The 20,639-nt window shown below is 72.0% G+C and carries 23 protein-coding genes; 9 read left to right on the top strand and 14 right to left on the bottom strand.

From position 1 onward, the window contains the following. Window positions 1-91: 91 nt before the first annotated feature. The 6 genes from IE272_RS12775 to IE272_RS12750 all read left to right on the top strand — a co-directional run bounded on the left by IE272_RS12775 (window position 92) and on the right by IE272_RS12750 (window position 5,888). Window positions 92-355, top strand: a complete 264-nt coding sequence (locus IE272_RS12775) for a hypothetical protein (protein WP_069755582.1) — start codon at window positions 92-94, stop codon at window positions 353-355. 134 nt (window positions 356-489) lie between these two features. Next, window positions 490-963, top strand: coding sequence for an SCP2 sterol-binding domain-containing protein (locus tag IE272_RS12770; protein WP_190006877.1), 474 nt, complete (start codon window positions 490-492; stop codon window positions 961-963). A 4-nt stretch (window positions 964-967) separates the two neighbouring features. Beyond that, on the top strand, window positions 968-2,182 hold the full coding sequence (locus tag IE272_RS12765) for an acyl-CoA dehydrogenase family protein (protein WP_056705679.1): 1,215 nt from the start codon (window positions 968-970) through the stop codon (window positions 2,180-2,182). A gap of 391 nt (window positions 2,183-2,573) precedes the next feature. Further along, window positions 2,574-2,750 (top strand): hypothetical protein, encoded by a 177-nt coding sequence (locus tag IE272_RS12760; protein WP_157875700.1) that lies wholly within the window; start codon window positions 2,574-2,576, stop codon window positions 2,748-2,750. Between the two features lie 129 nt (window positions 2,751-2,879). Further along, on the top strand, window positions 2,880-3,734 hold the full coding sequence (locus IE272_RS12755) for an ATP-grasp domain-containing protein (RefSeq protein ID WP_190006876.1): 855 nt from the start codon (window positions 2,880-2,882) through the stop codon (window positions 3,732-3,734). Window positions 3,735-3,794: 60 nt separating this feature from the next. Then, the gene (locus tag IE272_RS12750; RefSeq protein WP_190006875.1) at window positions 3,795-5,888 is read left to right on the top strand and encodes an MDR family MFS transporter; all 2,094 of its coding nucleotides are present in this window, start codon (window positions 3,795-3,797) and stop codon (window positions 5,886-5,888) included. Window positions 5,889-5,963: 75 nt separating this feature from the next. On the opposite strand, the gene IE272_RS12745 is transcribed toward IE272_RS12750, so the two are convergent. From IE272_RS12745 to IE272_RS12735, 3 genes are all read right to left on the bottom strand, one after another. Next, complete coding sequence (locus IE272_RS12745; RefSeq protein ID WP_056705693.1) at window positions 5,964-6,551, bottom strand: GNAT family N-acetyltransferase; 588 nt, start codon at window positions 6,549-6,551, stop codon at window positions 5,964-5,966. A gap of 111 nt (window positions 6,552-6,662) precedes the next feature. Continuing rightward, complete coding sequence (locus IE272_RS12740; protein WP_050359246.1) at window positions 6,663-7,097, bottom strand: YchJ family protein; 435 nt, start codon at window positions 7,095-7,097, stop codon at window positions 6,663-6,665. Window positions 7,098-7,125: 28 nt separating this feature from the next. Further along, window positions 7,126-8,091 carry a GlxA family transcriptional regulator gene (locus tag IE272_RS12735; RefSeq protein ID WP_190006874.1) on the bottom strand — a complete coding sequence of 322 codons (966 nt, stop codon included), beginning with the start codon at window positions 8,089-8,091 and terminating at the stop codon, window positions 7,126-7,128. A 53-nt stretch (window positions 8,092-8,144) separates the two neighbouring features. Between IE272_RS12735 and IE272_RS12730 the strand changes: the two genes are divergently transcribed. Next, window positions 8,145-8,579 carry a cupin domain-containing protein gene (locus IE272_RS12730; protein WP_050359244.1) on the top strand — a complete coding sequence of 145 codons (435 nt, stop codon included), beginning with the start codon at window positions 8,145-8,147 and terminating at the stop codon, window positions 8,577-8,579. Window positions 8,580-8,644: 65 nt separating this feature from the next. On the opposite strand, the gene IE272_RS12725 is transcribed toward IE272_RS12730, so the two are convergent. The 3 genes from IE272_RS12725 to IE272_RS12715 all read right to left on the bottom strand — a co-directional run bounded on the left by IE272_RS12725 (window position 8,645) and on the right by IE272_RS12715 (window position 10,616). Next, complete coding sequence (locus IE272_RS12725; RefSeq protein WP_050359243.1) at window positions 8,645-9,454, bottom strand: SAM-dependent methyltransferase; 810 nt, start codon at window positions 9,452-9,454, stop codon at window positions 8,645-8,647. A 65-nt stretch (window positions 9,455-9,519) separates the two neighbouring features. Next, window positions 9,520-9,756 carry a DUF397 domain-containing protein gene (locus tag IE272_RS12720; protein ID WP_010058136.1) on the bottom strand — a complete coding sequence of 79 codons (237 nt, stop codon included), beginning with the start codon at window positions 9,754-9,756 and terminating at the stop codon, window positions 9,520-9,522. Then, on the bottom strand, window positions 9,756-10,616 hold the full coding sequence (locus tag IE272_RS12715; RefSeq protein WP_050359242.1) for a Sco1979 family transcriptional regulator: 861 nt from the start codon (window positions 10,614-10,616) through the stop codon (window positions 9,756-9,758). The genes IE272_RS12720 and IE272_RS12715 overlap by 1 nt, the downstream gene beginning before the upstream one ends. Window positions 10,617-10,822: 206 nt before the next feature. On the opposite strand from IE272_RS12715, the gene IE272_RS12710 reads away from it, so the two are divergent. Together IE272_RS12710 and IE272_RS12705 are read left to right on the top strand one after the other, a co-directional pair. Continuing rightward, window positions 10,823-11,299, top strand: coding sequence for an ATP-binding protein (locus IE272_RS12710; protein ID WP_050359240.1), 477 nt, complete (start codon window positions 10,823-10,825; stop codon window positions 11,297-11,299). Next, window positions 11,293-11,727, top strand: a complete 435-nt coding sequence (locus IE272_RS12705; RefSeq protein WP_050359239.1) for a hypothetical protein — start codon at window positions 11,293-11,295, stop codon at window positions 11,725-11,727. The genes IE272_RS12710 and IE272_RS12705 overlap by 7 nt, the downstream gene beginning before the upstream one ends. A 93-nt stretch (window positions 11,728-11,820) precedes the next feature. Here the strand turns inward: IE272_RS12705 and IE272_RS12700 are convergent, their stop codons facing one another. The 8 genes from IE272_RS12700 to IE272_RS12665 form a co-directional block, all read right to left on the bottom strand. Next, entirely contained in the window at window positions 11,821-13,167 is a 1,347-nt protein-coding gene (locus IE272_RS12700; RefSeq protein ID WP_190006873.1) for a 6-phospho-beta-glucosidase, read from the bottom strand. Window positions 13,168-13,294: 127 nt separating this feature from the next. Further along, window positions 13,295-14,854 (bottom strand): cytochrome P450, encoded by a 1,560-nt coding sequence (locus IE272_RS12695; protein WP_190006872.1) that lies wholly within the window; start codon window positions 14,852-14,854, stop codon window positions 13,295-13,297. A gap of 182 nt (window positions 14,855-15,036) precedes the next feature. Further along, entirely contained in the window at window positions 15,037-15,651 is a 615-nt protein-coding gene (locus tag IE272_RS12690) for a GTP-binding protein (RefSeq protein ID WP_003964952.1), read from the bottom strand. Next, the gene (locus IE272_RS12685; RefSeq protein WP_003964953.1) at window positions 15,632-16,003 is read right to left on the bottom strand and encodes a DUF742 domain-containing protein; all 372 of its coding nucleotides are present in this window, start codon (window positions 16,001-16,003) and stop codon (window positions 15,632-15,634) included. The genes IE272_RS12690 and IE272_RS12685 overlap by 20 nt, the downstream gene beginning before the upstream one ends. Then, window positions 16,000-16,407, bottom strand: a complete 408-nt coding sequence (locus tag IE272_RS12680) for a roadblock/LC7 domain-containing protein (protein WP_007454741.1) — start codon at window positions 16,405-16,407, stop codon at window positions 16,000-16,002. Before IE272_RS12680 ends, IE272_RS12685 begins: the two co-directional genes overlap by 4 nt. Then, window positions 16,404-18,044 carry a sensor histidine kinase gene (locus IE272_RS12675; RefSeq protein ID WP_050359229.1) on the bottom strand — a complete coding sequence of 547 codons (1,641 nt, stop codon included), beginning with the start codon at window positions 18,042-18,044 and terminating at the stop codon, window positions 16,404-16,406. The genes IE272_RS12680 and IE272_RS12675 overlap by 4 nt, the downstream gene beginning before the upstream one ends. A 463-nt stretch (window positions 18,045-18,507) precedes the next feature. Next, a complete protein-coding gene (locus tag IE272_RS12670) occupies window positions 18,508-19,014 on the bottom strand; it encodes a MarR family winged helix-turn-helix transcriptional regulator (protein ID WP_056705699.1) in 507 nt (168 codons plus the stop codon). Further along, entirely contained in the window at window positions 19,011-20,576 is a 1,566-nt protein-coding gene (locus IE272_RS12665; RefSeq protein ID WP_229897291.1) for an FUSC family protein, read from the bottom strand. The genes IE272_RS12670 and IE272_RS12665 overlap by 4 nt, the downstream gene beginning before the upstream one ends. Between the last annotated feature and the right edge of the window lie 63 nt (window positions 20,577-20,639).

The raw sequence follows: 20,639 nt of genomic DNA, 5'->3' as shown, positions 1-20,639 counted from the left end.
CCGCGTCCCGTACACAGGAAGGAACCTGCCGCCCACCAGGCGACAGGCCCGTGCACCGCCTCCTGGCCAACCATCCGAGAGGGAACGCCCCATGACCGCCTCGCACCTCCTCGTCCCCGTGCCGATCCCGGACCGGGTCGCCGCGCTGATCGGCTCGTGCATTCCGCCGCACATCCTCCAGGCGGAGTTCGACGCCGACTGCGCGGCCCGCGAGGTACGCAGGTTCCGCGGCCCCCGGCTCGGCGTCGAGGACCAGGCCGACCGCGAACAGGCCCTGTCCGAACTGGCCCGCGCCAACAAGGTGCTGGCCGCGCACCACCCCCAACTCGCCGTGCTGCCCGGCTCGCCCTTCTGACCGGCTGCCGACACCCGCCCCTCGCCTCCCGCCTGCCGTATCCCACCCCGCCGGGCGGCGGACCGGCCTTGCGGGGCGCCACCACTCCCCTTACCTTACTCAAAAGTAAGTTTACTTTGGAGTAAGGAACTGGCGTGGACGGAACCAGCAGCGACAACCTCACCGACGGCCTGTCCGGGCTCGACTTCGCGGCGGTCGCACCCGATGAGTTCGCCCGGATCGTCAAGAACCTGTCCGCCAAGCAGCTCGCCGAGGTCATGCGGGGCGAGCTGCGCACCCGGATACTCGGCGAGATCTTCGGCCGGATGAAGCAGCAGTTCCGGCCCGAGGCGGCCGGCGGCCTCACCGCGCTGATCCGCTGGAAGATCACCGGGGAGAGCGATGCCGTCTACGAGACCGCGATAGCCGACGGCGCCTGCCGGGTCACCCCCGGCCGCTCGGACGCCGAACCGCGCACCACTCTGGTGATGGGCGACGCGGAGTTCCTCAAGCTCGTCTCGGGCAACGGCAATCCGGTCACCATGTTCATGATGCGCAAGCTCAAGGTCGCCGGAGACGTCGGCCTCGCCTCCGGCCTGACCCGCTACTTCGACATCCCGAAGGCGTGAGCGCATGAGCTTCTTCTCCCTCGCCCTGACCGAGGAGCAGCAGGACCTGCGCAACTGGGTGCACGGCTTCGCCGCCCAGGTGGTCCGCCCGGCCGCCGCCGAGTGGGACGCCCGGGAGGAGACCCCCTGGCCCGTGATCCAGGAGGCCGCCCGAATCGGTCTGTACGGATTCGAGTCGCTCGCCGACCTGTACGGGGACCCCACCGGACTCTCCCTCCAGATCGCCAACGAGGAACTGTTCTGGGGCGACGCGGGCATCGGCATGGCCCTGTTCGGCACCTCGCTCGCGGTTGCCGGAATCTTCGCCTCCGGCACCCCGGACCAGCTCGCCGAGTGGGTGCCGCAGTGCTACGGGGACGAGGACGAACCGAAGGTCGCCGCGTTCTGCGTCTCCGAACCGGGCGCCGGATCCGACGTCTCCGCGATGACGACGCGGGCCCGCTACGTCGAGGCGAGCGACACGTGGGTGATCTCCGGCCAGAAGGCGTGGATCACCAACGGCGGCATCGCCGAGGTCCACGTCGTCGTCGCCTCGGTCGACCCGGCGCTCGGGTCCCGCGGACAGGCCGCGTTCATCGTGCCGCCGGGCACGAAGGGCCTGACGGCGGGCCGAACGGTCAAGAAGCTGGGGCTGCGCGCCTCGCACACCGCCGATCTCTTCCTCGACGAGGTGACCGTACCGGGGCACTGTCTGCTGGGCGGGAAGGAGAAGCTGGACGCCCGCCTGGCCAGGGCACGCGAGGGCGGCGCCGCCAAGGGCCAGGCGGCGATGGCGACGTTCGAGGTCAGCCGCCCCACCGTCGCGGCGCAGGCACTCGGCATCGCCCGGGCCGCCTACGAGTACGCCCTGGAATACGCCGGTGAGCGCGAGGCGTTCGGCAGGCCGATCATCGAGAACCAGTCGATCGCCTTCGCCCTGGCCGACATCCGCACGGAGATCGAAGCCGTACGCCTGCTGATCTGGCAGGCCGCCTGGATGGCCCGCAACGACCGGACCTTCGACGCCGGACAGGGCTCCATGTCGAAGCTGCGGGCCGGCGAACTCGCGGTCGCGGCAACGGAGAAGGCGGTGCAGATCCTCGGCGGCGCGGGTTACAGCCGGGAGCACCCGGTGGAACGGATGTACCGCGACGCCAAGATCTACACGATATTCGAGGGAACCAGCGAGATCCAGCGCCTCGTTATCGCGCGGGCGATCTCGGGGCGGCACATCCGCTGAGGAGGAGCCGAGGGCCGAATCTGTCCCCGGTCCGGGCCCGCTCCGCCCCGAATCCGTGTGATCCTCGTCGCGCCGAACGCGTACGCCGACGGGGAACGGAACCGTGGAGATCATCATCGGGCCGGGCCGGGCGGAGACCGTCACCGAGCGCGTCGGGACGTGCACACAACACCGCCGGGGCCCCGCCACACGCCGCCGACGTGCGACAACAGGGTCCCGACCGCCCGGCCGTGACGATCCGCGGCCATCCGTGACGACGGTGTGGAGAGGGCCGCGGCACGGGTCACCATCATGCCGGGGCCGCTTCGAGGCCGGGGACGAACGGTGCCCGTGGCGGGCCCCACACGCCGCACCGGTGCGTCTCCGGCCTCCCTGCCACTAGCCTCTTCACATGACCTCCACTTCGACCGAGCCGACGCCTGCCCGCCCGATGGTTGAACTGAACGCGGAGATCCGCGCTCTGGTGGCCGACGGCGGTGTGGTGTCGCCCGAGGGCCGCCGGGAGTACGAGCGGCTCCTCGTCGAGTGGGTGGCGGCCGTACGGGGCGGAGCCACGGAAGCTGTCTGACCCCGGGGCGACGGGCTCCCGCCGGGAGCGGTGAGCGCCCCGACGCAACGGGCACCACCCGCTCCGCGAGGCCGGCCGGGCGTCGGCGATAGTGATCGTCCGTCCGCGTCCTCATCCCGGGAGAGCCCCATGACCGCCGCGTCACCCGCCGGCGCACGCCGCCCGTCCCTCCTGCTCGTCACCGACCTCGCGTACGAGGCCCGTGGCCGCCGCTACTGCGACGAGGACATCTTCCTCGGCTCCCGGCTGCGCGAGACGTTCGACGTCGCGCTCTGCCATCCCCGGGACGCGGCCGCGCTGCTGGAGGGCTTCGACACCGTGCTGATCCGCAACAGCGGGCCCGTGCTGCACTACCGGGAGGCGTACGACGCTTTCCTCTCCCGGGCCCGGGAGCTGCGGACGCCGGTCTACAACCCGCTGGGCGGGCGTGGCGACATGGCGGGCAAGGACTATCTGATCGAGATGGACCGGGCCGGCCTCCCGGTCATCCCCACGGTGGACCGGGCGGCGGATCTGCCGGAGCTGCCCGACGTCTCCCGGTACGTCGTCAAGCCGAAGCTGGGGGCGGACTCGGTCGGGCTGCGGTTCGTCACGGCGGCGGAGGCCGCCACCGAGCTGGAGCGGGCGGCCGAGGGTTCTCTTCTCGTCCAGCCGCGGATCGACTTCCGCCACGAGGTGTCCTTCTACTTCGTCGACGACGACTTCCAGTACGCGCTGTACGCTCCGGATCCGGAGCGGCGCTGGGTGCTGGAGCCGTACGCGGCGAGCGCGGCGGACCTGGAGTTCGCCCGGCGCTTCATCGCCTGGAACTCCCTCACGCACGGGATCCAGCGGGTCGACGCCTGCCGGACGGCGGACGGCGCCCTGCTGCTGGTCGAGCTGGAGGACCTCAATCCCTATCTGTCGCTCGACCGGGTCGGCGAGGAGGTCCGCGAGGCGTTCGTGGCGCGGCTGAAGGCGTCGATCGCCTCGCTGCCCCGCTGACCACCCCCGTCCGGCCCGCCCCCGCATGCGGGGGTCCTGGGCCGGTGTGAGGGTGCAGAGGTGACCACTGCCAGCGAGCAAGCCCCCGCCGCGCAGAGTGCCGCCGCGCCGCCGCCCGTCCTCGACCGGCGGCGGCGGAACATCGTCTTCGCGACGATCGTGCTGGGCATGTTGCTCGCGGCACTGGACCAGACGATCGTGGGCACGGCGCTGCCGACGATCGTCTCGGACCTGGGCGGGGCCGCGCACATGTCGTGGGTGGTCACCGCCTATCTGCTGGCGGAGACGGTGGCCACCGTCCTGGTCGGCAAGTTCGGCGACCTGTTCGGGCGGAAGCTGGTCTTCCAGGTCTCGGCGATCATCTTCATCACGGGTTCGTTTCTGTGCGGCCTCGCGTCGGACATGCTGCTGCTGATCATCTGGCGCGGTATGCAGGGCATCGGCGCGGGCGGTCTCATGGTCACGTCGATGGCGCTGATCGCGGATGTGATCCCGCTGCGCGAACGGGGCAAGTACCAGGGCGCGATCGGGGCGGTGTTCGGCATCTCGACCGTGATCGGGCCGCTGCTCGGCGGACTCTTCACCGACCATCTGACCTGGCGCTGGGCGTTCTACGTCAATGTGCCGATCGCCATCGTGGTGGTGATCGCCGCCGCCCGGAACATCCCGTCGGTGAAGGCCGCCGGCCGGCCGGTCATCGACTACTCCGGGATCGCGCTGGTCACGGTCGGGGCGAGTGCGCTGATCCTGGCGACGAGCTGGGGCGGGAACGAGTACGCCTGGGGCTCGCCCATGATCATCGGGCTGTTCGTCGGCGGGCTCATCGCCCTGGCGCTGTTCTGCGTGGTGGAGACGCGGGCGAAGGAGCCGATGCTGCCGATGCGGCTGTTCCGGAACCCGGTCTTCACGGTCTGCTCGATCCTCAGCTTCATCGTGGGTTTCGCGATGCTCGGCTCGATGATCTTCCTGCCGACCTATCTGCAGTACGTGGACGGGGACTCGGCGACCCTCTCGGGGGTGCGGACGCTGCCCCTGGTCGTCGGTCTGCTGGTCGCCTCGATCTTCAGCGGCAACGTGGTGAGCAAGACGGGCCGCTACCGGGTGTTCCCCATCGTGGGGACCCTGGTCATGGCGGCCGGGCTGTTCCTCCTGTCCCGGATGGGGCCGGGGACCGGCGTCTGGCTGGAGTCGCTCTACATGGTGGTGCTGGGGCTCGGCATCGGCCTGGCCATGCAGGTGCTGACGATCGCCGTGCAGAACACCGTCGACTACGAGGACCTGGGCACGGCCACCTCGGGCGTGACGTTCTTCCGCACCCTGGGCAGCGCGTTCGGCACGGCGGTGTTCGGCACCATCTACGCCAACGCGCTGAAGCCGAACCTCACCGACGGCGTCGCGCGGGCGGTGGCGGCGGGCGGCGACCCGGCGGCCCTGGCCCGTGCCTCGCAGAGCCCGCAGGCGCTGCACGCCCTGCCCGCCGCCCAGTCGGAACCGCTGGCCCAGGCCTACGCGGACACGCTGCACACCGTGTTCCTGTGGACGGTGCCCGTCGCGTTGATCGGCTTCGTCGTCGCACTGTTCCTGAAGGAGGTGAAGCTGCGGGACTCGGCGCGGCTCGGGTCGACGGACATGGGCGAGGGCTTCGCCCAGCCGGGCACCGGGGACTCGGCGAAGGTCCTGGAGTTCTCCGTGGCCACGATCCTGCACGGCGCGGGCCCGGACACCGCCCGGCGGATCACCGCCGAGTCCGACACCCGCCTCGACATGGCGGGGGCCTGGGCGGTGATGCAGGTGGACCTCTTCACCAGGATGGTCGGCCACGCGGGCCTCGGGCTGATCGCGGCCCGGCACCGCATCCCGCCGGAGGTGCTGGTGCCCGTCTTCGACCGGATGATCGAGGAGGGCTACCTGACGGGCGACGGCCGGATCTTCTCGCACACGGCGGCGGGCCGGCGCGAAGCCTCGGTGATCTCCGACGCCTGGGGCCGCTGGCTCAACGAGCGCCTGGCGGAGGACGGCGCCCGCCCCGACGACGGCCAGCTCCGGGCCACGGTGGATGTGATCGCCAAACGGCTGCTGGCGGAGGACCTGGCCCAGGAGCTGTCCCCCGCGGCCGGTCCCGGCGGTTCGAGTCGGGTCGGCGCCCCGGTCTGAGGCGGTGGCTCGGGCCTGATCCCGGCCCGGGCCCCGGCCACTCCCGTACGGGCGGGTCACTCCCGTACGGGCGGGTCAGTGCTCCCAGGACCGGGGGCGGGCCAGCGCCTCCCACTCCGCGCGGAGCAGGCCGAGCACCGCGCTGTCGTGCCGGCGGCCGCGGTGCAGACAGGAGGACCGGCGTACGCCCTCCCGGACGAACCCGGCTCCGCCCAGGACGGCGAGGGCCGCCGCGTTGTCGGTGTGGGTGACGGCCTCGACCCGGTGCAGGGGCAGTTCGCCGAAGGCCAGATCGGTGAGGGCTTCGAGCGCGTCGGCTCCGATGCCCTTGCGGCGGTGTTCGGGGGCGAGGAGGAGGTAGGCCTCGGCGGTGCCGTCGACGAAGTCCTCCTCGATGAGGGCGATGTGGCCGACCGGGGTGCCGTCCGCGAGGAGGACGAGGAAGTCGTCCCGGTGCCGGTCCTCCACGTTGGCCTCGACGCGCTCGCGGAGTTCGTGGAGGGAGCCGGGCCAGACGCCGATCTCGTGGGCGGCCACCGGGTCGGCGCGCCAGCGGTGGATCAGTTCGGCGTCGTCGGGCTCGACGGGGGTGAAGGCGACGTCACGGCCCCGCCAGAATCGTTCCCGCGCGGCGTTCGGCGTCGCTGCTTCGTCCTCGTCCATGCGCGGATCGTACGGTCGCGCACGGCCCGCCGGAAAACGGATTACACGCCTTCGCGACCCGCGCCCCGGATACGCCGCTCGGGACGTCCTCGGGAGCGCCGTTCGGCCGGCTCAGTCGACGAAGACCGCCGTCGTGTAGACCCAGGCGCCGTCGTGCCGGACGAAGCGGCTCTTCTCGTGGAGGGAGTCGGGGCGCCCGTCGTCGGTGTAGTGGGCGCGGAAGGTGACCGTTCCGGTGGAGTGGAAGGCGCTGCCCTCGGTGGTGTCCAGGATGTCCAGCCCCACCCAGTGCATCGCGGGGTCGAAGTCGACGCCGGGCGGCCGGGTCTCGGGGTGCCAGGTGCGCAGCAGGTATGCCGCGTCCCGGACGACGAAGGCCGCGTACCGGGAGCGCATCAGCGCCTCGCAGGTCGGAGCGGCGGCACTGCCGGAATGGAACCGGCCGCAGCACTGCCCGTAGGCGGCGGGCAGGCCGCAGGGGCACGGGGAGGCGGAGGTGATCCGCGCGGCGGCGGGCCCCCGGGGCCGGGAGGTACGTCGTGACATGGGTCCATTGTGACGCGTGGCGGCGGGCTCAGCGGGCCGGGGCGAAGCGACGGCGGTATTCGGTGGGCGTCAGTCCGGTACGGCGGCGGAGCTGGGTGCGCAGGCTGGTCGCCGTGCCGAGTCCGCTGGCGCGGGCGATCACGTCGAGCCGGTCCTCGCCGCGTTCCATGAGGCGGCGGGCGAGCGTGACGCGCTGCTCGGTGAGCCAGGCCAGCGGCGTGGTGCCGAGCTGGGCGCGGAAGCGGCGGTGGAGCGTGGCGGGGCTGACGGCGGCGCGGGCGGCGAGCGCCGTCACGTCCAGGCCGTCGGCCAGATGCCCGGTGGCCCAGTCGAGGAGCGGGCCGAGCGAGGTGTAGGCGGTCTCGGGGAGCGGGTGCTCGACGAACTGGCGCTGGCCGCCGTCCCGGTGGGCCGGGTGGACGAGCCGTCGGCTGACGGCGGCGGCGGTCTCCGCCCCGTGGTCGGCGCGGATGAGATGAAGGGCGGTGTCCAGGGCCGCGGCGCTGCCTGCCGCCGTGATCACCTGGCCGTCGTCGACGAAGAGGACGTCCGGGTCGAGATCGACGTGCGGGTGGCGGGCGGTGAAGGCCTCCGCCCACCGCCAGTGCGTGGTGGCCCGTCTGCCGTCCAGCACCCCTGCGGCGGCGAGCGTGAAGGTGCCCGTGCAGAAGCTGACGAGGCGCGCCCCGCGGGCGTCGGCACGCCGGATCGCCGCCAGGACGTCCGGGTCGGGCTCTTCCAGAGGGTCGGGCCGGTTGGGCACGATGACGGTGTCCGCGTGGTCCACGGCCGTCAGTCCGGCGACGCCGGAGAGCTGGAAGAAGCCGGAGTGCATCCGGACCGTGGGGGTGGGCGAGCACAGGGTGAAGTCGTACCAGTCGACGGGGAGCTCGGGCCTGCGCAGGCCGAAGAGCTCGGTCGCCACACCCATCTCGAACGGGTTGGAACCGGCCGAGACGATCATCACGACCCGGTGCGAGGATTCTTTCGCCATAGGCGATTCCTAGCACTCACGGGCGGTGGGGTCCAGCGCACAGGATGGATCCCATGAGCAACGAGAACGTGACGCCGCGCGTCGCCGAGCCGATTCTGCTGAGTGCCGCCCTGGGCTCCTTCGACGCGTTGTGGAGTCCGCGCGTCGTGACCCGGGTCAACGACTACGACGTACGCGTGGCCAAGGTGGCCGGCGAGCATGTGTGGCATGTGCACGAGGACACGGACGAGTTCTTCCTCGTGGTGGAGGGGACGCTGGACATCGCTCTGCGCGACGGCGATGAGGGGGGCGACGGCGGCGAGCGCTGCGTGACCCTGGAGCGGGGTGCTGTCTTCGTCGTCCCGCGCGGGGTCTGGCACCGCCCCCGTTCCGACCGGGGCGCGTCGATCATGCTCCTCGAACCGTCGGGTACGTCGACGGTGGGCGACGCGCACGACGAGGTGCCCGGGCATGTGGACGTCACCACGGGACACGCCCTCGGCGCCTGAGCACGGAGCGCCACCGCCCGCCCGCGCCGGGTGCGGGCGGGCGGAGCGGCGGTGGAACCGGGGGGTCAGGGTTTGCGGGCCACTCCGGCATAGCCGGGGATCGGCTCGTCGCCCGGGACGTCGATGACCTCGCCGAGCTCCGGATGCCAGTCGGCGGAGAGCGAGACGCCCGGCTCGACCAGTTCGAGACCGTCGAAGAACGCCGTGAGTTCGGCGCGGCTGCGGGGCCGCAGCGTCATCCCGCGCGCCTTGTACATGGCCCGTGCCTGCGCGGCACCTTCCGGGTTGAAGTCGCCGGTGGTGTGCGAGAGCACCAGGTAACTGCCGGAGGGAAGCTGCTCGACCAGCTTGTCGAGCAGTTCGCCCGCGCCGTCCTCGTCGTCGATGAAGTGGAGCAGGGCCAGCAGCGACAGGGCGATCGGCTGGTCGAAGTCCAGGATCTGGCCGGCCTCCGCGAGGATGGTCTCCGGCTTGCGGGCGTCGGCCTGGATGTACTCGGTGGCGCCCTCGGGCGTGGAGCGGAGCAGCGCCGCCGCGTGGGCGAGCACGATCGGGTCGTTGTCGCAGTAGACGACGCGCGCGTCGGGAGCGGCCTGCTGGGCGATCTGATGGAGGTTCGGCTCGGTGGGTATGCCGGTGCCGATGTCCAGGAACTGGCGCACGCCGCTCTCGGCGAGCCAGCGGGTGGCCCGGTGCATGAACGCCCGGTTGACCCGCGCCATGTCACGGCCCCGCGCGTCCAGGGCGAGCAGCTGTCGCGCCATCTGTTCGTCGACCGGGTAGTTGTCCTTGCCGCCGAGGAACCAGTCGTACATCCGGGCCGGATGCGGCTTGCTGGTGTCGATCTCGATGGAGTGGGGTTCTTGCCCGGTCATGGCGCGCTCCGTGGTCAGGGGTCCGTACGTCGACGATGGGGAACAACCGAAGGAATGGCGGGGTCTCAGGTGAGGAGGAAGTCGGCCTGGCCGGCCTTGGCGCCCTGGATGAACGCGGCGATCTCGCCGTTGGAGTAGATGAGAGCGGGGCCGTCCGGGTCGGCGGACTGGCGTACGGCGACCCGCCCGTCGGCGAGCTTCATGGCCTCGATGCAGTTGCCGCCGTTCCCACCGCTCCACGGCTTGTACCAGCCTTCGGAGCCGAGGTCACCGGCGGGCATGCCGTTGTATATGTGGTTCATCACAGCTCCTTGCGGAAGTCCCGGAGGATTTCCTTCGTGCGTTGTGCAGTTGCGGCCTGAGCCGCCATGCGGTCCATGACTTCGAGATAGGAGGCCACCTCGGGTCGGGCGTCGAAGTAGACGGCTCCGGTCAGGTACTCGCTGTAGACCATGTCGGGGAGTTCGGGGACGGCGAACCGGAAGAGGACGAACGGTCCGTAGGTTCCCGGGTGGTGGCCGGTGGCGAACTCCGCGATCTGAAGCGTGACGTGGGGAAGCTCCGTGGATTCGAGCAGCTTGTCGATCTGCCCGCGCATCACCCGCGCACTGCCGACGGGCCGCCGCAGGACGGTCTCGTCCATGATCGCCCACAGCCTGGGGGCGTCGTCCTTGGCCAGCAGGGACTGGCGCTCCATCCGCAGCGCCACATGGCGCTCCATGTCCTCGGGCCGGGTCTGGCCCACCGCTCCGGTCTGCATCACGGACCGTGCGTAGTCCTCGGTCTGGAGGAGTCCGGGCACGAAGTGCGGCTCGTACATGCGCAGCAGGCTCGCCGCGCCCTCCAGGCTGACGTACATGCTGAACCAGTCGGGCAGGACGTCGTGGAAACGCTGCCACCAGCCCGGCTTGTTCGCCTCCTCGGCCAGGTCGACGAAGGCGTCGGCCTCCTGGTCGGCGATGCCGTACGCCTTCAGCAGCAGCTGCACATAGGGGATCTTCAGCCCGACCTCGGCCGTTTCCATTCTGCGTATCGTCGCCGGGGCGACCCTGAGCACCTTCGCCGCCTGGTCACGGGTCAGGCCGACACGCTCGCGCAGATCCTGCAGACGCTTGCCGAGAACGACCTGGCCCACGGTCGGGGCGGACCGCGGTTCGCTCACTTCAGACCTCCCCATGCGCTGTTTGCGAGCAGTGTGCCATGCGTGCGCCCCCAACGACACAGACACTCTGGAAATTTCAGAGTGCCCCTTGCCAAGTGTCATCGTCGGGGGGAGAGTTGACTCCAGAACCAGTTCGCTCAGTCACGCCCGTCCCCGATCACCCGGGGAACGAAGCGTGACGCAGCCCCCACTGTGAGGAATCGGTCGTGGCACCTGGCAGTGCGCTCATCCCCCGGCTCATGGACCTCAGCCCCGGGACGGAGACGCTCCGTTACTGCTTCGCGCTTCCGGCGCACCCCGAGTCGGTGGCCGGTGCGCGCGAGCGGACGCGGGCCCGGCTGGATGCCTGGAAGGTGGGCCACGACGCCTGTGACGCGGCCGTCCTCATCGTCTCCGAGCTGGTGACCAACGCCGTCGTGCACACCGCGAGCACCCGGGTGGTGTGCGAGCTGAGCCGGATCGGCAGACGACTGCGGATAGCCGTGCAGGACCAGGGGCACCAGCCCGGCGGCCCGCGGCTGCGCCGCTCGTCCGACGACGAGCACGGCCGCGGTCTGCTCCTCGTCGACGCGATGAGCAGTGCCTGGGGTTCGCACGACGCCGGGGACGCTTCCGGCCGCATCGTCTGGGCGGAGCTGCCGCACGACGCCGAGCAGCTGCCCGGCACGGAGCAGCCATGCTGAAGAACGCGCTGGCCAAGCTGCGCGCGGCACGGGCCCGGACGCCCGAGCAGGCCCGGGGCGGCCGGGCGCGGCTGGTCCTGCCGGCCACGATGTCGGCCAGCCTGGGCTGCGACGCGGTCGGGGTCCCCGCCCGGCACGGCTTCCGGCTCATGTCCCATCTGCCGCGCACCGGTTGCGTCTTCGCCGACGCGGACCGCTGGTGGTGGATCGTCCCGGCCGGCTCCGACCTGGACCTCGACTGGCCCGAGCAGGTGACGTACGCGCGTGACGCGGACATTCCCGGCGGACGGCCCCGGCTGATCCACTCGCCGGACGGCCTCACGCCGTACACGCCGCCCATCCCGCTCTTCCTGATGGTCTGCCAGGTGACCGGCGTGACGCCGAGCTGGGCCACCGCCGGAGCGCCGAGCGTCGTGTCCGCGCCATAGCCTCCCTGACCACCGGGCGGGCGGGGCTCGCGTGGGGACGAGCCGGGCCCGGTCAGGTCGGGCCCGTACCGTTCCCTCGCGGGCCCCACGGGGTCAGGGCCGGCCGAGGTACGCGAGCCCCGGGTGGACTTCGGCGTACCGGTCGAGCAGCCGCCGGGCCACGGTCACGGAGTCGACCAGCGGGTGCAGCGCGAACGCCTGGACGGCCGCCGCGCGGGACCCGCTATCCGCCGCCTCCAGCACCGCCCGCTCCACGGCCTTCACGGCGGTGACGAGGCCGACCGCGTGGTCCGGCAGGGGGGAGACGGCCACGGGGTGGGCCCCGTTGGCGTCGACGAGGCAGGGCACCTCGACGACGGCGTCCGCGTCCAGGGCTGAAAGGGCGGTGCGGTTGCGGACGTTGAGGATCAATGAGGTGCGTTCGTTGCGGGCGACGGCCCGCATCAGGGCGAGCGCGACCTGTTCGTAGCCGCCGGACCCCAGGTCGCTCTCCTCCCGCTCCCCCGCTCCGGCGACCTCGCGGTTCTCCGCCATGTACGTCGCCTCGCGTTCGGCCCGGGTGCGGTCCCAGGTGGCCAGGGCGGGGGTGCCGGGCTCCCGCATGCGGGCGTAGAAGCCCTCCTGCTGATCCCGGAGGAAGGCGCCCCGGGTCTGTTCGGCCTCCTGGTAGGCGCGTACGGCTTCACGGTTGAAGTAGTAGTAGTGCAGGTATTCGTTGGGGATCGCGCCCAGCGACCTGAGCAGCTCCGCGCCGAAGAGGCGGCCCTCCTCGAAGGAGTCGAGCAGTTTCGGGTCGGCGAGCAGCCGGGGCAGTTCGTCCCGCCCGTCCACGTACAGCCCCCGCACCCACCCGAGGTGGTTGAGCCCGGCGTAGTCGATCCAGGCCCGGTCCGGGTCGGCGCCCAGGACGCGGGCCATCCGCCGCCCCAGACCGACCGGCGAGTCGCAGATCCCGATGACCCGGTCGCCCAGGTGCCGGGACATCGCCTCGGTGACGAGGCCCGCCGGGTTGGTGAAGTTGATGACCCAGGCGTGCGGGGCGAGCCGGGCGATGCGACGGGCCAGGTCGAGGGCGACGGGAACGGTGCGCAGCCCGTACGCGATGCCGCCGGCGCCGACGGTCTCCTGGCCGAGGACGCCCTCGTCGAGGGCCACCCGTTCGTCGGCGGCGCGTCCGGCCAGGCCGCCGACCCGGATGGCGGAGAAGACGAAGTCGGCGCCGCGCAGCGCCTCGTCGAGTTCCGTGGTGGCGACGACGGCGGGGGCGTCCGCGATGCCCCGCCCCTGTTCCTCGAGGACGCGGGCGACGGCGGTGAGCCGGTCGGCGTCGGTGTCGTACAGCGTGACCCGGGAGACGCGGCCCTCGGCGTGATCGCCGAGGAGGGCCCCGTACACGAGAGGCACCCGGAATCCGCCACCGCCAAGAATTGTCAGCTTCACGCTGCTCGATGGTACGGGCAGGTCCGGGCTCCCCGGCGCTGCCCGCGCCCACCCCGGAACACGACGCGGCGGCCCCGGGCCCGTGGGCGTGATCCGGGGCCGCCGCGGCAGGACGGGCGACGGCGTGTCAGTAGCCGCTCCACCAGCGGGCGACCGCCTGCCAGAGCCGGGCGGGGGCGGCCGGGCGGCGTTGCCGCGGGATCGTCGCCACCGGAGCGGCTTCGGGGGAAGGGGCCGGTCGGGGCGCCGGGGGTGCCGCCGGGGCGGGAGCGGCGCCCGGGGCATGGGCGGGCTGCGCCATGGGTGCCTCGGGCCGGGGCTCGGGGACCTGCCTGGCCGGGGAGGAGATCTCCCAGGCGTCGGCCGGGCGGGCGGCCCGGGCCATCACCGAGAGCGGGTCGGCGTCCAGCTTCTGCTGGGGGCTGGGGGCGAACTTCACCGGAAGCTCGACCAAGTGGCGGGACATGATGTTGCCGACCCAGCGCAGCTCGCTCTCCCCGACGCCGAGCTCCAGGTCCGGCAGGCGCATCAGGAGCGCGTCGACACCGACGTCGGCGATGGCCCGGCCGATGTCCTGTCCCGGGCACTCGTGGGGGCCGCCGCTGAAGGCGAGGTGGGCGCGGTTGCCGCCCATGTCGGCGCCCAGGTCCGGACGGACGGTGGGGTCGGTGTTGGCCGGGGCGATCCCGACGAGCAGGGCGTCGCCCGCCTTGATCTGCTGGCCGCCCAGCTCCGTGTCGCCGACCGCCCAGCGGCCGAAGACGGCGGTGAACGGCGGCTCGTCCCAGAGGGTCTGCTCGACCGCCTCGGGGACGGTCATGTGCCCGCCGCTGAGCCGGGCGCGGAAGCGCGGGTCGATCAGGACCATGCGCAGCACGTTGGCGATGAGGTTGGCGGTCGACTCGTAGGCGGCGATCATGATGAGGCGCAGGTGCTCGATGACCTCGGTGTCGGTCATCGTCGCGGGGTGTTCGACGAGCCAGGAGGCCAGGTCCGGCGCGGGGTCGTTGCGGCGCCCCTCGACCAGGCGCGTCAGCACGGACACGATGTGGGCGTTGCTGGCCACGGCGGTCTCGGTGCCGCGGGTCATGTCCCGGGCGGCCTGGACGAGACGCTCGTCGTACTCCTCCGGCATGCCGAAGATCGCGCACACCACCATCATCGGCAGATGCTCCGCGAACTGGCTGACCAGGTCGGCGGTGCCCTTCTCGCAGAAGTCGTTGACGAGGCGGTTACTGAAGCGGTTGATGTGGCGGCGCACCCCGCGGGTGTCGATGCGCTCCATGCTGTCGGTGACCGCGCCGCGCTGCCGCTCGTGCTTGGCGCCGTCGGCGAACACGCAGACGGGCTGCCAGGTGAAGATCGGGGCGAGCGGGTGGTCCGGGGCGACGCTGCCGTCCTGGAGGGCCCGCCAGCGCCGCGAGTCCCGGGAGAACTGGGAGGGCGTACGGGTGACGTGGAGGTTCTCGCTGTGGCCGAGCACGAGCCAGGCGGGCACGTCGCCATGGAGCAGGATCGGGGCGACCGTGCCGTGTTCGGCGCGGAGCTTGTCGTAGAGGCCCGCCGGGTTGTTCTCCGCCTCGGGACCGTAGAGCCGGCGCAGTCCGCCGGGGCCGATGTCGAGGTTGTGGGCCGGGCACTGGGGCGGGGGCACGGCGCCGGGTTCGTGGTGGAAGGGGGTTGTCACAGGGGCTCCAGGGATCAGGATTCCAGGGCTGGTGCGCGAGCGGGCGGGACGGGGCGCGGGCCGGACCGGGCCGGGGGCAGGCGCCGGGAGACGGCGCGCGCCCCCGGTCGTGCATCCGGTCGATCCGGTGGATCCGGTCGTGGATCCGGTGGACCGGGGCGTCCCGAAGCGGAGGTTCGGCGTCAGGCGAGGGGGACGGCCAGGCTGTGCAGATAGCGCATCAGGGTCATCAGCACATCGCGGCTGGAGGCCCGCAGCCGGGCGTCGCAGTCGATCATCGGGACCTCGTCCGGCAGGTCGAGGGCTCTGCGCAGGGCCTCGACCGGGTGGTGCGGCGCGTCGGGGAAGGTGTTCACGGCCACCACGAAGGGCACTCCGCGCTCCTCCAGGCGGCCGATGACGTCGAAGCTGACCTCGAGCCGTCTCGTGTCGATGAGGACGACCGCGCCGAGGGCGCCCTCGAAGAGGCCGTTCCAGAGGAACCAGAAGCGTTCCTGGCCGGGGGTGCCGAACAGATAGAGGATCAGTTCCTCGCTGAGGCTGATCCGTCCGAAGTCCATGGCGACCGTGGTGGCGGTCTTCGTCTCCACCCCGGCGTTGTCGTCCACGCCGACGCCGGCCTGGGTCATGGTCTCTTCGGTCGTCAGCGGCCGGATCTCGCTCACCGAGCCGACCATGGTCGTCTTGCCGACGCCGAACCCGCCGACGATCACGACCTTCACCGCGGCGGTGGCCGTGGTGGGAAGGACGTCCTCGCTGCGGGGTCCGGTGATCGTGTCAGAGCTTCTGAAGTCCATGCATCACCGCTTCGAGAAGGGACCTGTCGGGGAGAGTGGCGCGGACGATCGGCGCACGCGACTCGATGAGCTCGGTCGCGAGGAGATCGCTCAGGAGCGAGGTGACCACGCTGAACGGCAGGCTGAGGTAGGCCGAGATCTCGGCGACGGACAACGGCGCCTGGCAGAGCCGCAGGATGGCGGCCTGCTCGGGCTGGAAGGTCGGCGAGGGCTCCGCCTGCGCGACGACCATCGTGACCAGGTCGAGCGCGGACCGTTCGCTGTCGTCGAGATCGCCGGTGATCACGTAAAGCCGTTCCGGATCGTGCAGATCCGGATCGGCCTTGCGGCGCTCTCGTCGAGGTCCACTCATCCGGACTGCCCGCCGTGGCGGGGCGGGCTGGTCAGGTGGGCTCCGATCCGCACGACCATGTCCCGCATCCGGGCCCCGACGAGCCCGGCGTCGACGGTCTCACCGGCCAGGACCGCGAGGTAGGCGCCGGCCCCGGCCGCCATCAGGTAGAAGAACCCGCCCGTCACCTCGATGACCACGAGCTTCATGAGGCCGTCGCTGTACGGGATCTCGGTGGCCACCGCGGCGGCCAGGCTCTGCAGTCCGGCGCAGGCCGCCGCGAGCCGGTCGGCGACGTCGGGGTCGCCGCCGTGCATCGCGATGCGCAGACCGTCCGACGAGAGCACCACGATCTGGTGGATGCTCGGTACGTCGTCGGCCAGCTCCTTGAGCATCCAGTCCATGTTTCCCCGCTGCTGGATCACTTCAGGTCTCCCTTGTCCCACGCGTCATCGGAGTCTTCGCCGTGCTTTCGTTCCTGCGGTACGCCGTTGACGGCCTTGGTGAAGGCCTCCAGCCACAGACCTGGGGGCTTCTCCTCGCCGCGTCCGTCCTCCGCGCCCTCGTCCGCGCCGGGCTGGAACCCGTTGGCGGGGGCGGGGGGTGGCGGGGGCTGCTGCGGGAGGTTGTGCGAGCCGAGCGGGGCGCGGCCCCGGCTGCGGCGCTGCGGCAGCCCGTTCTCGGTCCACTCGGTGACCACGGGAAGGTCGTCCTCCATGGCTGCCGCGGGAACGGCCGGGCGCGACGCGGCCGCGGGGGCTCCGGTGGAGACCGGTGCGGCCACGGACGGCACGGGGCCGGTGGCGGCGGGCTTGGGCTTGCGCTTGCCGGGCGGCGGCACCACGTGCTGGAGCTGCGACATGTCCAGGGAGCTGGTGGGCCGCGAGGTGGCGCCGATGCCGTGGGCGATGCCCGGGGCGGGCCCGGTGGTGATCATGTCGCGCGGCACGATGAGGACGGCGCGGACGCCGCCGTACGCCGACTGACGCAGCGACACCTGGAGCTGGTACATCCGGGAGAGCCGGCCGACGACGGCCATGCCGAGGCGCGGGGACTCCCCGAGGTCGTTCATGTTGATGCCGGCCTGGGCCTGGGCGAGCATGTTCTCGGCTCGGGCGCGGGCCTCCTCGCTGAGGCTGACGCCGCCGTCCTCGATCTCGATGGCGATGCCGGTCTGCACCTCGACCGCGGTGACGTGCACCCGGGTCTGGGGCGGTGAGTAGCGGGTCGCGTTGTCGAGGAGTTCGGCGCAGGCGTGGATGAGCGGTTCGACCGAGGTGCCGACGATGGCGACCTTGGCGATCGAGTGCAGATCGACGCGCTGGTACTCCAGGATGCGGGACATCGCGCCGCGCAACACGCTGAACAGCGGTACGGGCTTGGGCCACTGGCGGCTCGGGCGGGCGCCGCCGAGCACGGCGATGGAGTCGGCCAGGCGGCCGATCAGCGCGGTGCCGTGGTCGATGCGGAGCAGGTCGTCGAAGACCTCGGGGTTGCGCCCGTAGTGGTCCTCCATCTCCCGCAGTTCACTGGCCTGGCGGTGCACGATCGCCTGGACGCGGCGGGCGACGCTGACGAAGGCGCGCTGAGCGGAGTCACGCCGCGCCTCCTCGTTGTCGATGACTTCGAGGACCTGGTAGATCTGCTCGCGCAGCGCCTTGGGCAGATGGCGGTTGGCCACGTCCGCGTCGACGATGTCGCGCATCACTTCTTCGGGCGAATTGCCCACGCGCAGCCGTCGGATGGCGGCGGGCATGACTTCCTTGGTGAGCCGTACCGTCTCGGAGTCGTGCGAGAGGATCCGGTGTTCCAGGTAGGCGATGCGCTGTTCGTACTCCGCGCGCTGGACGCGCATGGCGCGTCGGCGTCGGTGCAGCGCCACGGTGAGTACGGCGACCACGAGCGTGGTGATCGCGCCGCACACGGCGACTGGTATCCGCGCGGCCGGTGCGACCAGGGCCGAGCCGGCGGCGGTGGCGCCGAGGAGCAGGGCCACGGGCAGCAGGACTACGCGGACGACGGGAATTTCTCTGTCGGTCGGCGGTGATTCAACACGGACCATCTAAAACCCTCTGGCGGTTGATTCCGGGATGTATGCGCACATGAGCGGAGACTGAGGAACAAGTGCTCGAATTCATCTCAACTCGACTTCACTGCGCGTGAGCTTAGCCAGATCAGAACAGTGCTTCGGCATATTCACCCAACCCCCTGCGGAAGCTCGCCGAGAGGAATACACTCGCCAGTTTTTGCACGCTGCGCTTCTGGGCGTGCGCGGTGAGTGAGCGTGGCCGAGAATCGCCCTCCTTGAAGGGGCCTGCCGCCGGAACCCCGGGGACAAATAAGCCAGTTACCGCACTTCTCTAGGGCAAATCACCCACGCGCAGGCGCTTCTCACCTCACACAACAGGCCAAAGGCACAGGTGATCGAACCGGATCGAAAGGTGCAGATTCCTGACCGGCGGGCGAGTGACGCGCAAAACCGCCGCGCTGACGCGCCCACGAAGACCCTTCGCCGGGCCGCCGGATCAGCGCCGGGCCGCGCCCAGTCGGCCCTCCAGCTGGACGAGCAACTCACCCAGCCTGGAACCGAGTTCGTCGCGCGCACCTTCGTCGAGACCGGCGAGCACCGTGCGTTCGTAGGCGAGCTGTTCGGGCAGGAGCCGGTCGACCAGGGCCCGGCCCTCGTCGGTGAGCCGGACATGGGCGACCCTCCGGTCGCGGTCGTCCCCCCGGCGCTCGACCAGGGCGCGGTCCTGGAGGGCGCGCAGCCGCTTGGTGACGGCGGCCCCGGAGGAGAAGGTCTCGCGGGCCAGCTCGCCGGGGGTCAGCTCCCGGTCCGTCCTGCGTACGGCGCCGAGGAGGTCGAATTCGGCGCGGGTCAGCCCGGCGGAGCGCAAGGGAGCGTCCTCCGCCTGCTGGAGCAGGGCGGCGCAGCGGTTGATCCGGCCGATGATCTCCATCGGTCCGGTGTCGAGCCCGGGGTTGACGGCCTGCCACTGCCGGACCACCGAGGCAACGATGTCGTCGGTCACTCCGCTCCGATCGAAGGGGCGTGGACCGCAGGAGGTGTAGCTCCCCCGGGCCCCCGCCGTTGTGCTGTCGCGGCGAGCGTACGGTGTCCGGCCCGCTCGGCCGCGAGAAGGCGCTGCTCGGGCAGGGCGCGCTGCCACCATTCGCCCGCGGCGGTGTCGCCGGCCTCGCGCAGTTCGACGAGGCTCGCGGTGAGCGTCCGGCGCGCCCGGTCCCGTGCCTCGGGCGCGGCCCCGGGGTCGGCGCCGGTCCGCTCGGCCTCGGCGCGGGCCCGGCCGGTGGCGTCGAGCGCCCGCTCGACCCGCCCCGCCGCCCGCCGGTTGGTGACGAGCGTCGCGGCCAGGAAGCCGGCGACCGCGCCGAGGACGGTGTCCAGGACCCGGTCGCCGATCAGCTCCCCGGCCGGATGGGCGCCGCCGAACTCCAGCACCAGCAGGGCCATCGGGGTCACCGCGACGGAGCCGAGCCAGTAGTTGCGGGTGATGAGCGCCTCGGCGGCGAAGCTGAAGAAGAGGCAGCAGCAGACGAGGGCGAGCGGGCTGATCCGGGACACCGGCAGGACGGCGGCGAAGACGAGCACGCCCAGGAGGTTGCCCAGGGTGCGCTGGAGGGCCCGGTTCCACGAGAGGGTGATGTTGGCCTGGTAGAGGGAGGCGGCGGTGACGATCGCCCAGTAGGGGCGGCCGACGCCGAGCGCGGCGCAGAGGTATCCGGCGAGTGCGCAGCCCGCCAGGGTGCGGACCGCGACCGGCAGCAGCGGCGATCCGGGGCCGAGCCGGCGCAGCAGGGCACGGCGGGCCGCGCGGCGCCCCTCGGGGGCCCGCAGGGCGGCCCGTTCGGCGTCGATGCCGTAGAGCTCGTCGGCGGTGCCGGGGGCCGGCGGCGGCGCGGGCACGGGCCCCCGGGCCCGGGTCAGGGCGGCCCAGGCGCGCAGCCGGTCCGGGCCGGCCGCCCCTCCGCCCCCGGGGCGCGGGGCCGCGAAGGCGCCTTCGGCGTGCACCACCAGGCGCTCCAGCGACCGGCGTACGGGGGTGGGGCGGCCGGAGGCGAGCAGGCACTGCCAGGCCGCGTGCACGGCGGCGGCCGCCGCGTTGCGGGTACGAGGGCCGGGGTCGGCGGCGCACTCGGCCGCGGCCGTCAGGGCACGGGCGACGGCCCGGCGCTCGGGGCCCTCGCGGCGGACCAGGGCGGGCGCGAGGGCGACCAGCCAGGCGAACGCGCCCGCGCCGAGGGTCAGGGCGAGATGGCCGGGGATCTGCTCCGGGCGCTGCGGGGCGAAGAGGGCGGCGGAGCTGACGAAGGTGAAGATCACATGACCGGGCGGTCCGATCCGGGTGGCGTCGCACAGCACCTTCTGGGCGGCGGCGAGCAGCGCCCCGACCGCGATGAGCACGGCGGTCGATCCGGTGAGGGACGCGGTGACCAGGGCCACGGCGAGCGAGGCGGTCATGCCGAGCACCACGCCCGCCACGGCCCCGGCCCGTCGGGCGTACGGCAGGCCGAGGCCAGCGGGAGGCTGCGGACGGGGAGCCGCCCCGGGCGGGTAGGTGTATCGGTCACCCATACACGTTAACAGGTATTACACCTGTAAACTATTTGAACCCTGTTCGAGCGACGGCGACTCGGG

It is taken from the genome of Streptomyces anulatus (assembly GCF_014650675.1).
Lineage (GTDB): Bacteria > Actinomycetota > Actinomycetes > Streptomycetales > Streptomycetaceae > Streptomyces > Streptomyces anulatus.
The sequence above is the reverse complement of the archived record's forward strand: the minus strand, read 5'-3'. Positions and strand labels throughout refer to the sequence as shown.